The sequence below is a fragment of the Rickettsiales bacterium genome, assembly GCA_029252805.1.
Lineage (GTDB): Bacteria > Pseudomonadota > Alphaproteobacteria > Rickettsiales > JALZUV01 > JALZUV01.
Map to the genome: position 1 here is coordinate 1 of JAQXAR010000015.1, position 13938 is coordinate 13938.

Consider the following 13938-nt stretch of genomic DNA (forward strand, 5'->3'; position numbering starts at 1 on the left):
AAATTCTGGCGCAGGAGGTGCTTCGTGGAAGCTTGTGACCTCAACCACGGTATTAGGTTGGTTCATGCTGGTTGTGCCTTGATCGGTAATGACATCAAACCAACCGACGGTACCATCCGCATTCGGTTCTAGGAAGAACTCGTTCTCCAGGCCTTCGCCTTGGACTGAGCCACCGCCTGTGGTGCCACGAATACCGATTGTTGCGACTGGAGTTTCAACTTGCATTTCGCCTGGGTTATTCGCGGCGATTTCACCACTCACGAATTTGAACATACCTTTGAGTACATTGATAGATGAAGAGCCGTCACCGGTTTCAGCATCATAAACGAAGCTATCGAGCGTCATACGGGCGTCAGAACCTAAGGTGAAAACCGAGCCATCTTCAAAGGTAATGCCGATTTTACTGTTATTAGCGGTTTGGATGACGTCATTTTGGAACACGGCATCACCTTGTTTCAATTCAACATCAACGCCGCCACGTTTGACGGTTACAACACCAGCGAGTTTTTCAACGACACCGATCGAAGGTTCGGAGCTAACAGGGCCGGCATATTCTTTAGGTGCTTCGGCAGAGCTGAGTGCGGTGACTGAAGTTCCTTCAATTTTCTTACCTGTGTCTGAAATCAGGGTGGGAGCCGTCTCATGGGTGAAATAATTTTCTGCGATAACTAATTTGCTGGGCGCCGTTACGAGCAGGTCTTGCCCCTCGCGAGTGAATTTTGCATCAAGCAGTTCATTGCCAAGCGGAAGCTCACACGGGCCTTGTAAGGCGGTGCAATCTAGGGCAATTTGTTCGGAAGGAGTTGAGTGAGTAAGAGGCGTGTTAAAAATAGTGTTATCAGACATGTTTTTTCACCGTTAAAGTTATTTACTTTCATTAACGAATATACAGCGAAATGGTTAACATACGTTTAAGTATAGCATAGGTTGTATCTAATATAATCATTTAATAACAGTAGGATATTAAATTAATGCCAGAAATTATCTTCAAAACTATCCCAATTTTGCACGATAACTATATTCCCCTTCTGTACGTACCGAAAACGGACGAAATGGCCGTCATTGACCCTGGCACAAGTGATGAAGTTTTGACCGAAATAGCCGCCGTTAGCGGGCGTTTAACGCATATTTTGCTAACCCACCATCACCCTGATCATATTGGTGGGGTGGAGGCACTGGTAGCAGCTACAGGTGCCAAGGTGGTTGGGCATCGGCTGGATGCGCATCGTTTGCCTGCATTGGATGTGCAGGTGGAGGGGGGGGATGTGTTCGAATGGGCTGGAGTCGAGCTAAAAGTAATGTTTCTGCCGGGCCATACATTGGGGCATATCGCTTACTCTATGCCGCAGCATCAGCGGCTCTTTTGTGGAGACGTATTGTTTCTAATGGGATGCGGTCGGGTATTTGAAGGCACGCATGAGCAAATGTTTGAGAGTTTAGCGCGTATTAAAATGCTTCCACCCGAAACGCTTATCCATTGCGCGCATGAATATACGCAAAAGAATGGTGAGTTCGCACTGGCGATGGATCTTGAGAATAAGGCTTTGAAGCAACGTATGGAAAAGGTGATAAAGTTCAGGGAGAATGGCGAACCTACGGTGCCTGGACTTTTGAGCGAAGAATTGGCGACGAATCCGTTTTTACGTGCTAAAACTCTAGAGGAGTTTACAAAATTGCGTGAAGCGCGGAATGGTTGGTGATAAGCTCTTGCGCAAAGCAGCAGCCTCGCTTACATCTTGAACTCTTATGGCAAAGACAAAACCTCAAATTTCAAACACACTTTGGACTCCTGCTAGCTGGCGGGATACTCCTATCCAACAACAACCGGAATATGCGGATGCGAATAAATTATCGCAGGTAGAGCAGCAGCTCACTTCTTTTCCGCCACTGACCTCTCCAGGCGAGGCACTCTCACTGAAGCGTGAGTTGGCTGAAGTATGCGAAGGGCGTGCTTTCTTGCTACAAGGCGGCGATTGTGCAGAGAGTTTTGCAGAGTTTAGCCAAGATAATTTACGTAGCTTTTTTCGCGTGTTACTGCAAATGACTGTCGCGCTGATGTATGGAGCAGGCTGTCCGGTTGTGAAGGTCGGGCGAATTGCGGGGCAGTTCGCGAAACCGCGTTCGGGGGGCACGGAAACCATAGGTGGAGTTGAACTTCCAAGTTATCGTGGTGATGCCGTGAATGGAATGGAGTTTGAGGCGATTTCGCGCGAGCCAGATCCTGAGCGTTTGCTTAGAGTCTATAATCAATCGACCTCTACGTTGAATTTCTTGCGGGCGTTGGGTACGGGCGGCTTTGCGTCGCTTCGTCAAATTAGCCAGTGGAATATGGACTTTATTGATGGATCTGCGCAGGGTCGGCGGTTCCAGAAATTAGTCGATCGCATTAATGAGTGTGTTCAATTTATCGAAGCCTGCGGCCTTGATATGGAGCAGATGGAAGAGCTAAATGAGGCGCGTTTCTATACGTCACATGAGGCTTTGTTGCTGGGCTATGAAGAAGCCCTGACGCGTAAACATAGCGCGACGGGACAAGATTTTGCCTGCTCCGCTCATATGCTTTGGATTGGAGACCGCACTCGCCAGCCCGATCATGCACATGTGGAATATATGCGTGGCATCGGTAACCCGATTGCGTGTAAGCTTGGCCCCACCATGACACGCGACGATCTGCTACGTTTGACGGAAACCTTGAACCCAGAAAATGAGCCGGGCCGTTTGACCTATATCGTTCGTATGGGGGCGGGGAATGTGGGTGATAATTTGCCACAATTTGTGCGTGCTTTGAAAGAAGAAGGCGCGAAAGTTGTGTGGTCTTGTGATCCTATGCACGGCAATACGATAAAATCTCCGAATGGTTATAAAACACGGAAATTTATTGATATTTTGAGTGAAGTGCGTGAATTTTTCGATGTACATCATGCGGAAGGAACCTACGCAGGCGGCGTGCATTTCGAAATGACGGGACAGGATGTCACCGAGTGTCTTGGTGGCGCGCAAGCCATCTCCGAAATTGATTTAGGTAGCCGTTATCACACCCATTGCGATCCGCGTCTAAACGCATCGCAAAGTTTAGAACTCGCGTTCCTCATTGCTGAAGAGTTGAAAAAATACCTCGATAGAAAATAATACACACGCGTCACCCTGCACTTGTTGCGGGGGCTGGAAGCAAAATGAGAGTTTTCAGTTTAACGCCCCGATCCCGTCATTCGACAGAGTGACAAGAGGAGGAGACACGATAGAAGTGATTTCTATTCTTCAGTCTCAGTCTTTTTCTCAATGCGTGGCGCGGTTTTACGGCTGCTTTTGAGGAGCGCAGCAGAAGTAAATTTACCGACGGCCTCTTGCTTTTTAGGGGGTTCTGTTCCACCGCTAGCTCCCGCTGCTTTTTCACGTGCATCTGCTTGATAGGTATTTGGATAATTATCAATATAGAAGCCGCTACCATCGTCGGTTGCCTTGATTTCCAGTACCCATTTCTTGATAGGTGGTAGGCCATCATCTGTCTTTTGATAGACCATGATATACATTTTATTTGTCAGCGGAATGGAGACCTCTGGGAATAGTTCATGCAGGCGTGCCAGCTCATTTTGCGCTGTTTCAACGGCAGTGTGAACACGATTTTTCTTAATATCGCGCATAATCGGATGTCCCCAATTAGGGTGGCGACTTGGCGGTTGACGGCGTTGCGGATGGTATTTTTTGTCGATACTAAGAAGTACCGGTGAAAGTGTCCATTTGCCTTTTTCGGCACGTTTTATTTCAAAACGCGCATAATTGCCAATATAGCCCTTTTCGCGCATATTTGCGGAAAGGCCGTAGCCGCGTATCCATAATTTTAATTCTTTGGGGTCGGGGTCAATATCTTCCGGCAAGCGGGAGGTAATGAAAGTTTCGCGTAGTGCTTCCAAGCGGGTTTGTGCTTGGTCAGGCTCTGCGAAACGGAAATTTTCTGAGATGATCGCTTCAATCGTTGGATTTTTTACCGATGCATATTTCTTTTTAGGTGCCATTTTCGAGGTATCCTTACCTATAGTTTTTAACAAACTCATACGGGGTATGAAACTTAACTATACCGTCTAAATATTAAGGAATTATTACAATGACTTACGATTTAATGATGGCGCGGTCTTAGGCGCACTCACAAAGGCTTTGATGGGGGTGCCTGATACAGGAGCTGCAGTACGTTTTTCCACTTCGAGCAGTAAAATACCCCCAAAATGCGGAAAGAATCGATGCCAAAACTTCTCGATAATGCGCCAAAATTTCAAAATAGTGCGAGATTGCAGCGGAGGAAAGAAAAGCGCCTGTGTTGATTGCAACGGTTGGAACCCATGTTGGTTGAGTAGTCGTTTGAGTTGGGGGAGGCTATAAGGTTGCCCTTGCGCGTAAGGCGTATGCTCTGCACGTGCCCAAAAGCTGCGTCTATTGGGCACGATGACGAGCATTCGGCCCGAAGGGGTAAGCGTTCGATGTGCTTCTGCTAAGAGAGAGGGCAGCGGCTGCGCATGCTCTAGCGCATGTAACAGAATGATGCGATTCAATGTACCGCTACGAAATGGTAGGGCCTGTTCGTGGCTGAGGAGGGCGACATTCGCTTGATTTGGAGGCCAATGGATAACGCCTTGTCCGGCAGGCATCGCAGCGCAGACGACATCGGCGGATTTAAGAAAGGGCCGTAATGTAGGAAGAGAATAACCAACGCCCAGCAAGGTTTCGCCTTTAGCTTCCGGCCATAGGCGCGCAACGGCACGCCGTAAACTATGCGTACAGGCTTGCCCTAAAGGCGAATCATAGAATGATTTTAACTCAGTAACATCTGGCCAGAACATGAGGTGATGCTAGCGTATATGGTGCCGTTTGTCATGGTGAAGAGAGGGGAGGGTGAATTGTCACACAATTGTCACTTAACGCTTCGCTTCGCTTATAATGCGGTTATTATTTTAGAACTCTGATAAAAATCTTTTTTACAGTTATTTTTTTACACATAAAAACCTTAAATATTATGTCCGCAAAAAAGTTTAACATGAACTTAGATGGAACCATTTTCACAGACGAATTTGGTTTGAACATCACAGGTCAAATTGGCCTCGACGATGATTACATTGCACAGCACGGAGAATGGAAAAATGTTCCTGAAGTGCAAACTCGAAGCAGTACGGTTACTATCAAGAAAGATGGTGCTGAAATCTATCGCAAAGAAGAAGTCGGCTTTACTGCTGCTTGGTTTTACGAAGAGTTGGAGGATGTCACAGACGGTGATAGTTTACAATTTTTTGTGAATGATGACTTAGTTGCAAACGGAAAAGCTGCTGATAACCAGTTTACCTGGAAGGCAGTCTGATTCGTAGTCAAAAATGATATAAGAAGGTGTGGGGATGGATTTCCTACACCTTTTATTTTGCCTGCAATTATTTCGAAGCCATTTGATTAGGGTCGCATGCTTCATTGACACATGCATTCTTCACCCATGCCATCACGGTGCCGCCGTAAAGCGGCATTTGTAAGCCCAGGAGGGTTAGGTTCTTTTGATCAACGAAAAATTCTAACTCAGGCTCACCTTTGGCGAGTTTCTTTAGCTCTTTATCTTTAAAACCGGCGACGGGAGTCCGACGTAATCCAAGTTTAATGGCAGCAACCTTGTCGCCATTGAGCGTTAAGCTAGTGCTAGGGTTGAGGATGCGCGCATGCAGGTCAAAGCGGCGCTTGCCATCAAACACGGGCACGGTCATTTCGGTTTCGCCTTTCGCTAGGGCGGTTTTGATTTCTTCGCGCATGCTGAAAATCGCGGTGAGACTGTCAGCTGCGCCGATTTTCATGTCTTCAGGTACTTCAGGACGGCTGGCGCGCTTGGGCGGCGTGATCTCTTCATTGATGATCTTGCCGTTCGCATCATATTTAAGAGCGATCACTTTATCTTTTTTGCCGCTATAATAGTTGCTGCGGTAATCGCGCGGCTTAAACTGCGAACCCTTCGATTTGCCTTTAACCTTGGTAAAGCTTTTATGGTCGCTGAACATAGCGACGATGCCGGAAGTTTTCAAATTACTCGCAATTTCGTAATCCGAATCATCCTGATCCATTTCCAAATGCAGATTGCCGATGCGTATGCCACTCCAAGAGAACACATAGTTCCCCTCAAAGTGCAAATCATCTGCTTGCGCCGAAAAGGCACAGAAAATGCATAATAATAGACTTAGATACTTGAAAATAATAACCCTCATGGCCATCTATATAACATAGAGTTAACAAAAAGTAAAATCAGCAACCCCGCTGTCATTATGGATTAGGGAGATTTGAGTTATGAATTTTGAGAAGTTTACGGATAGAAGTCGTGGTTTTCTGCAATCGGCGCAGGGGCTTGCGTTGCGTGAGAGTCATCAACGTTTTACGGTCGAGCATATCTTAAAAGTGCTGCTGGATGATAAAAAGGGCGCGGCGTTTAAACTGATTGAAGCGGCAGGTGGTAACACAACGACCTTACAATCCGATGTTAAGGGTGCGTTGGATAAATTACCGAAAGTAGAAGGCGCCGGCGCCGGACAGTTACATCTAGAACCTGCCACAGCGCGTATGATCGCGGATGCGCAGCAGCTCGCAGAGAAAGCGAACGATGATTTCGTCACGACGGAGCGTTTGTTGCAGGCCATTACCTTGGCAAAAGATACGCCCTCGGCTGAGCTTTTGGAAAAAGCGGGTATTACACTGGCGAGCCTGGAAGAAGCGATTGCAGATGTTCGCAAAGGGCGCACAGCCACTAGTGCCGGTGCGGAGGATAATTTCGAGGCTCTACAGAAATATACCCGTGATTTAACCGAAGCGGCGCGTAACGGTAAGCTCGACCCGGTGATCGGGCGTGATGAAGAAATCCGTCGTACGACGCAGGTTTTATCTCGCCGTACGAAGAATAATCCGGTGCTGATTGGCGAGCCAGGTGTGGGTAAAACTGCGATCATTGAAGGCTTGGCGCAGCGTATTGTAGCGGGCGATGTGCCGGATACGCTTAAAGAAAAGCGTGTGTTAGTGGTTGATTTAGGTGCGCTGGTTGCCGGTGCGAAATATCGTGGAGAATTTGAGGAACGCCTCAAAGCGTTGCTACAGGAAGTCACCCATGCTGAAGGTGAAATCATCTTGTTTATTGATGAAGTGCATACGTTGGTCGGCGCAGGTGCGGGCGAGGGGAGCATGGATGCTTCGAACTTGTTGAAGCCTGCTTTGGCGCGCGGCGAGTTGCATTGTATCGGTGCGACGACACTGGATGAATATCGCAAATATATTGAAAAAGATGCCGCACTGGCGCGTCGTTTCCAATCGGTTTATGTCTCGGAGCCAACGGTAGAAGATACGATCTCTATCTTGCGAGGGCTTAAAGAGAAGTACGAAATGCACCATGGAGTGCGCATTGCAGATTCGGCTTTGGTTTCAGCTGCGACGCTTTCAAATCGCTATATCACGAATCGTTTCTTGCCGGATAAGGCAATTGATTTGATGGATGAAGCGGCGAGCCGTTTGCGCATGGAAGTGGATTCGAAACCAGAAGAGTTAGATGAATTAGACCGTAAACTCATTCAATTTAAGATCGAACGTGAAGCGCTGAAAAAAGAAAAAGACGAGGGCTCCAAGAAGCGTTTGGTAAAGTTGGAAGAAGAGATATCAAAGCTTTCTGCAGAGTCTGAAGAATTTACGAAAAGGTGGCAGGGCGAGAAGTCTCGCCTCGATTCCGGTAAGGAATTGAAGGAGTTACTGGAGCAAGCACGTTTGCAATTTACTATTTTACAGCAAACAGGTGAGTTGGAAAAGGCCAGTGAAGTTTATTACAGCATGATTCCAAAACTAGAGAAGAAACTGGAAAAAGCCGAATCGGCGCAGAGTGAAAGCGCGTTAATCACTGAGGCGGTAACGTCCGATGATATCGCGGCGGTCATCTCGCGGATAACCGGTGTGCCGGTCGAGAAAATGCTCGAAGGTGAGCGCGAGAAGCTTCTGCAAATGGAAAGCTTGCTGCATAAGCGTGTGATTGGCCAAGATGAGGCAATTGGCGCGGTCTCGGATGCGGTGCGTCGCTCGCGTTCGGGCTTACAAGATCCGAATCGTCCGCTGGGTTCGTTCTTATTTCTCGGGCCTACGGGGGTAGGGAAAACCGAACTCACCAAAGCGCTGGCTGAGTTCATTTTTGATGATGAAAGTGCGTTGCTACGCGTGGATATGTCGGAATATATGGAAAAGCATGCAGTATCGCGTCTGGTCGGTGCTCCTCCGGGGTATGTCGGGTATGACGAGGGAGGCTTGTTGACTGAAGCCGTGCGTCGTCGTCCGTATCAAGTGATTCTGTTTGATGAGGTCGAGAAGGCGCATCCGGATGTATTTAATATCCTGCTGCAAGTACTGGATGATGGTCGCTTGACCGATGGTCAAGGCCGCACCGTTGATTTTAAAAACACGATGATTATTTTGACCTCTAACTTGGGTGCAGAGCATCTGGCTGAAGCGAAAGATGATACCATATCTGATAAAGTACGTGATCAAGTGATGGATGCGGTGCGTACGGCTTTCCGCCCAGAATTTATTAATCGTTTGGATGAAACCTTGATGTTTACGCGCCTCAGTCGCGAGCATATGACCGGTATTGTTGATATCCAGTTAGCAGGGTTGCAGAAGCGTTTGCATGATCGTGGAATTATCCTGCAACTTACCGAGGGTGCAAAGAAGTGGTTGGGTGATAGAGGCTATGATCCGGTTTACGGTGCGCGTCCGCTTAAACGGGTAATTCAACGTAAGTTGCAAAACCCATTGGCGGAGCAAATTCTCAAAGGTGAAGTTGCCGACGGCGATGTTGTAAAAGTAGATGTCAGCGACTTAGGATTGTTCTTCGATAAGGGCGAAAAGAAGGTGGCCTAACGCGCAGTTGTTACAATTTCGTGACGCCATTGCTGTCGGTGTTTAAAAAGCGTATACTGACAGAATGAAGATAAAACAGATGCTTGTAATGGTCGCGACGTTATTGCTGCTTAGTGGTTGTACTAATAGGCGATGTATCATCTTTTGTCATAATCAAACAGAAATTCAGTCTGGCTATGTGGTCGCGCGCGATGAGTGTCAAGATACGGCGCAGGATATTGTTTCTTACAGTTCCAATGTAAAAAGTCGTAATGAGTCGTTACTAGAGGCTTTTGCAAAATGTATGAAAAATGAAGGATGGGGGGTGACCTCGCCGAAAAAGACGAATAGTCAGCCAGGTGGGCCGAATGATAATTCACAATTATCTGGTAATCCGTGGGATCCTTCCCCTTATGGTATTCAGCGTGGTGCTCCGCAGGCGATTCAGCAGCAGCAGCCTTATCCGGCGCAGCAAGCTTATGGTTATCCGCCACAACAAGCTTACGGTTATGCTCAGCCAATGCAGCAAGGCTACCCGGTGCAGCAACCTTCCGTTCAACAGCGGATTTATCAAAATTACGGTTATACCAATTCACAAAGTGGCTATAACCCTTATGCGCAAGGGGCACCTGCGCAACAAAATTATGGCTATCCTGCTATTGCGTCGCCTGCACCAGAATATGGGTATGCGCCGCAGCAGAGCTATGCTCCATCCTATGGTGGAGAGGGCTATGGTGCTGGAGGGTACGGCGGCGGCAGCGGTGGGTATGTCAACCCTGACGTGATTGCGCCTAACCGTGCGGGTATTGGGATTGCTCCCGGATTTGCTAACTAGCTGAGAACCATATGGTCGCGATGGATAAGTTCAGCGGCTTCTTCGTACCCTAAAATATCACAAATCTCATCACTACGTTTGCCAATTAATTGGCGGGCGATAGCGGCATTAAGGTTACTCAGGCCTTTGGCAAGAACATGCTCTGAAGCTGTTTTAATCTCTAATACATCACCGGCATTAAAATTTCCGTCAATGCGGATGATACCCACATGAAGCAAGCTGCTGCCGTCCGCCAATGCTTTGGCTGCGCCGGCGTCAATGGTGATGGTGCCAGAGGGGTGAATGCTTCCACTAATCCAACGTTGCCGTGCGTAAAGCGGTTTTTTTGAGGCAATAAAATGGGTGGAATGCTCCATTTTTGAAAGTGGGTGCGACTTTTGTCCGTTAGCGATGAAGGTATCGCACCCCGCTCTTGTGGCGATATTTGCTGCATCTAGTTTTGTGACCATACCGCCAGAGCCAATCGTGCCGGCACTGCCTGCCATGGCTTGTATGGCGGGAGTGATTTCTTCGATGGTGGCAATGAATTGGGCATCTGAATCTGTCGTTGGGTTCGCGTCATAGAAGCCGTCTACATCGGAAAGTAAGAGTAAGCAGTCCGCATCGCACATGGTGGCGATACGCGCGCTTAGACGGTCATTATCGCCGTAAAGAATTCCGTGCGTCGTGACGCTATCATTCTCGTTAATGATCGGAATTATCTGGTGGTTAAGCAAAGTACGGATCGTATTGCGTGCGTTTAAATAAGCACTCCGGCTTTCAGTGTCGTTTAACGTGAGCAATATTTGTGCGGTGTGTAATCCGTGCTTGTTGAAGGCTTCCTGCCATGCATGCATGAGTAACGGCTGACCACATGCAGCGGCGGCCTGTTTGCGGTTAGGTTGTTTCGTGTCTTCGCTCAAAATGGATTTACCCAAAGCAACGGAGCCGGAGGAGACGATCAAAACTTCAGTACCGGTAGCACGGAGCTGTGCGATGTCGGCAGCAAGGGATTCTATCCAATCCGTGCGTAATTTGCCCGTTCCATCGACTAAGAGAGAGGAGCCAATCTTAAGAGTTAGGCGTTTGTGAAGTGTGAAATCCATTTCTATTGCATTCCTATTTTAAGGATATGCCAGCAAGGCTGGCCTGCCAGGTTTTTGGCGAAGCATGCGCAGTTTGTGAGCGCCACTTCATGCATGGAATGAAGTGAATAAAACTGACTAATAGTCTTCGTCATCTTCGACAGGGTGCAGCGTTTTGAACGTATGTTCAACTAAATCATCTAACCCAGCACCGGAGACACCTGAAATGCAGAGGGGTTTGCGGCCACTTGCTTTTTCTAATGCAGCGCTCGCTTCGGCAATGTCTTCTTCGCTCAAGGCGTCAATTTTATTGAGGACAACGATTTCTTGTTTTTCCGCCAGTACAGGGCTGTAAGACGCAAGTTCGGTGCGGATCGTTTGGTATGTTTTACCAATTTCATCACCCAAGGTTCCATCCACCATGTGCAGCAATACGCCGCAGCGTTCGACATGGGCGAGGAATTTGTGGCCGAGGCCGATACCATCGGCGGCACCTTCAATTAGGCCCGGAATATCGGCAATCACGAACTCACGATCATCTTTGCGTACGACACCTAGTTGCGGTTTAAGCGTGGTGAAAGGGTAATCTGCAATCTTCGGCTTAGCGCGCGAGAGGCGAGAGAGAAGGGTGGATTTTCCGGCATTGGGGAGGCCGACTAGCCCGCAATCAGCGATCAGCTTTAGCTGTAGCCAGATCCACATATCGTTGCCGGGTACGCCATTTGTTTTTTGTCGTGGGGCTTGGTTGACGGAGGTTTTAAAGCTGGTATTGCCGCGTCCGCCCTTGCCGCCTTCGAGTAAGGTGATCGTTTGGCCTTCTTCGGTGAGATCAGCTAAAATTTGATCGCGATCTTCACTCAGGATTTGTGTGCCGGGGGGGACTTTAATGATGAGGTGGGGAGCCGCGCCGCCATGACGGTTCTTGCCCATACCGCCCGTTCCATTTTTGGCTTTGAAATGCTGTTGGTAGCGGTAGTCGATGAGCGTGTTTAAGCCGCCGATACATTCAAGGGTAATATCACCACCACGTCCGCCATTGCCGCCATCTGGGCCACCAAAGGGGATGTATTTCTCACGGCGGAAGCTTACAGCACCCGCGCCACCATTACCGGCTTTAACGTAAATCTTTGCTTCATCTAGGAATTTCATGGCCGCAACATGCACGGAGTGCGGGTTTTAGGCAAGGAAAGAGTGTGGATAAGTTGAGCTTTTAACCGTTTACTTTGGCTTTGCTACGAGATTTCCCGCGTTTGCTTAAGAGTGCTGGCGCTTTTTGAGCAAGTTCGATTTCACTTTTAGGTGCGACAAAGTTCTCAGCATCGGCTTCATCAAAGATCACACGTTGGCGCGGCAGGGTGATGCGGATGGTGGTACCTTCGCCTTCGGTACTGCCGATGGCCAAGCGGCCGCCATGCAGCTCTGCAAACATCTTACATAAAGGAAGGCCAAGGCCGGTGCCTTCATGGCTTTGCGCGCGGTGCACTTGGCCGAATACAGATAGTGCTGTCGCGATTTTATCTTCTGGAATGCCCACGCCAGTATCGGTCACGACGAGAGCGATGTTGCGTTGGTTATCGAGGCGAAGTGCTATTTTCACATTGCCATTTTCAGGGGTGAATTTTACGGCATTTGAAAGTAAATTCAGCAGTATCTGACGGATCTTACGTTTGTCACCCCAGACGCGTGGAAGGTCTTTTTCAATATCAACGCCCACATTAATGGCTTTGCTGCGAATTTTTTCATTCATCATACGCAGCGTTTCATTGACGGTTTCGCCCAAATCAATCTTTTCTTCATTGAGATCGAGCTTGCCAGCTTCACCTTTAGAGAATTCGAGAATATCTGAAATCAGCTGTAATAGGTGACTACCGCAGAGGTTAATATCGTGGATACGTTCTTTTTGCTTCGGATTTAGCGGGCCGAAATAGCCGGAATTTAACATCTCAGAGAATCCGATAATCGCGTTAAGCGGTGTGCGCAACTCGTGGCTCATATTAGCAAGAAATTCTGATTTTGCCTGACTGGCGAGAACGGCTGAAGCTTCAGATTTCTCAACGCGTGTGATTTGTTTCGCCATCGTGATCGCGAAGAATGAGAGGATGGAACCAAAGATGAGAAAGATCGTCAAGAAGCTGAAATCTTTGCTGCGCAAGTCCCACCAAGTGGCGAGGAAGTCGCGTTCATCGAGCATGATCGTTATGGTGAGCGGTAGGTTACGCAACTTATTACGCGAATAGATGTGGATATCACCGTTCTCGCGGAGGATTCCGTTACCATCTTTAATGGGCGCAGTTTGGGCGTTTATTTGTTCGTGCAATGGGGTGCTATTTTCGCGTTCGGGGCCCTCTAACAGGATCGTCCCATCCGCCAAAGTAATCTGCATTTGGCTGTAATCGTAATTATGGATCGATTTGAAAAATTCGGTGAGATACATCGGATCAATCGCGGCGATGACTAACCCACCAAATTCACCATTTAATTTGCTAATACGGCGACTGATAATAATAAGCTCTTTGCCGCTATCATCACGTCTTTTAAGTTTGCTGATCCAGAAGAAGCGATCGCTTAATCCACGCATTTTCTGGAAAAACTTGGCGTCTCCAAAATCGAGAGTTCTATAGTCGATCCAGTTCTCATAGCCTTTTTTATGTGCGCCCAGTAAACCGCGACCAGCTTCATCAAGCACCAACATGGCAGCAATTTGAGGCGTTTCATCGACCCATTTGCGGATATTATGCATCAAGTCTTCTGGGATATTTCCACCAAATAGATCGTTAAAGTAGTTACGTTCTACCACACGACGCAGCGTCAGATCAGCGGCAAGGAAGGTGAGTTCTGTATGATCTGATAAAATATGGTTGAGTTTTTGTGAGTAATTTTGGCTGTCAGAAAGTGCATCATCAAAGCTCTCTTTCGCCTGATAGGTGATAATACCGCAAAAAAGCAGCATGATGATCGAACTGAATAAAATCAGGTTCCGAACTCGTGGTATGCGTGTAATAGCGCTCATTATCCTATCAATGTAACCTGTAAGAGTGACGAAAACGTTAAGAGAAAACATTTAATTTATTAAGGTTTGGTTGCTATTTAGCGAATTTGCAAGAGAAGGCAAGTTTTTCAAATATTTTACTGTCCAAATCCGATACTTCAGCGTAATAACAA

At 47.7% G+C, this 13938-nt stretch carries 12 protein-coding genes; 5 read left to right on the forward strand and 7 right to left on the reverse strand.

Going from position 1 to position 13938, the window contains the following annotated elements:
* A partial coding sequence (locus tag P8P30_02695) for a FecR domain-containing protein (GenBank protein ID MDG1286454.1) occupies positions 1-846 on the reverse strand: 846 nt, incomplete at its 3' end.
* Between the two features lie 125 nt (positions 847-971).
* Between P8P30_02695 and gloB the strand changes: the two genes are divergently transcribed.
* A complete protein-coding gene (gene gloB, locus P8P30_02700; GenBank protein ID MDG1286455.1) occupies positions 972-1700 on the forward strand; it encodes a hydroxyacylglutathione hydrolase in 729 nt (242 codons plus the stop codon).
* Positions 1701-1746: 46 nt separating this feature from the next.
* Positions 1747-3129, forward strand: coding sequence for a 3-deoxy-7-phosphoheptulonate synthase class II (locus P8P30_02705; GenBank protein MDG1286456.1), 1383 nt, complete (start codon positions 1747-1749; stop codon positions 3127-3129).
* A 122-nt stretch (positions 3130-3251) separates the two neighbouring features.
* Here P8P30_02705 and P8P30_02710 read toward each other — a convergent pair whose 3' ends face one another.
* Together P8P30_02710 and P8P30_02715 are read right to left on the reverse strand one after the other, a co-directional pair.
* Positions 3252-4013, reverse strand: a complete 762-nt coding sequence (locus P8P30_02710; protein ID MDG1286457.1) for a hypothetical protein — start codon at positions 4011-4013, stop codon at positions 3252-3254.
* Positions 4014-4097: 84 nt separating this feature from the next.
* Positions 4098-4832: a methyltransferase domain-containing protein gene (locus tag P8P30_02715; protein ID MDG1286458.1), complete on the reverse strand. Its 735-nt coding sequence runs from the start codon at positions 4830-4832 to the stop codon at positions 4098-4100.
* 194 nt (positions 4833-5026) lie between these two features.
* Here P8P30_02715 and P8P30_02720 point away from each other — a divergent pair, with 194 nt between their 5' ends.
* A complete protein-coding gene (locus P8P30_02720) occupies positions 5027-5344 on the forward strand; it encodes a hypothetical protein (GenBank protein MDG1286459.1) in 318 nt (105 codons plus the stop codon).
* Between the two features lie 67 nt (positions 5345-5411).
* On the opposite strand, the gene P8P30_02725 is transcribed toward P8P30_02720, so the two are convergent.
* A complete protein-coding gene (locus P8P30_02725; protein MDG1286460.1) occupies positions 5412-6224 on the reverse strand; it encodes a DUF3108 domain-containing protein in 813 nt (270 codons plus the stop codon).
* 79 nt (positions 6225-6303) lie between these two features.
* Between P8P30_02725 and clpB the strand changes: the two genes are divergently transcribed.
* Complete coding sequence (clpB, locus tag P8P30_02730) at positions 6304-8898, forward strand: ATP-dependent chaperone ClpB (protein ID MDG1286461.1); 2595 nt, start codon at positions 6304-6306, stop codon at positions 8896-8898.
* Between the two features lie 64 nt (positions 8899-8962).
* Positions 8963-9712: a hypothetical protein gene (locus P8P30_02735; protein ID MDG1286462.1), complete on the forward strand. Its 750-nt coding sequence runs from the start codon at positions 8963-8965 to the stop codon at positions 9710-9712.
* Here the strand turns inward: P8P30_02735 and proB are convergent.
* The 3 genes from proB to P8P30_02750 form a co-directional block, all read right to left on the reverse strand.
* Complete coding sequence (gene proB, locus P8P30_02740; protein ID MDG1286463.1) at positions 9709-10797, reverse strand: glutamate 5-kinase; 1089 nt, start codon at positions 10795-10797, stop codon at positions 9709-9711. The two genes, P8P30_02735 and proB, sit on opposite strands and share 4 nt — an antisense overlap.
* Before the next feature lie 117 nt (positions 10798-10914).
* Entirely contained in the window at positions 10915-11925 is a 1011-nt protein-coding gene (gene obgE / locus P8P30_02745; protein ID MDG1286464.1) for a GTPase ObgE, read from the reverse strand.
* Between the two features lie 61 nt (positions 11926-11986).
* The gene (locus P8P30_02750; protein ID MDG1286465.1) at positions 11987-13786 is read right to left on the reverse strand and encodes an ATP-binding protein; all 1800 of its coding nucleotides are present in this window, start codon (positions 13784-13786) and stop codon (positions 11987-11989) included.
* Positions 13787-13938: the final 152 nt, after the last annotated feature.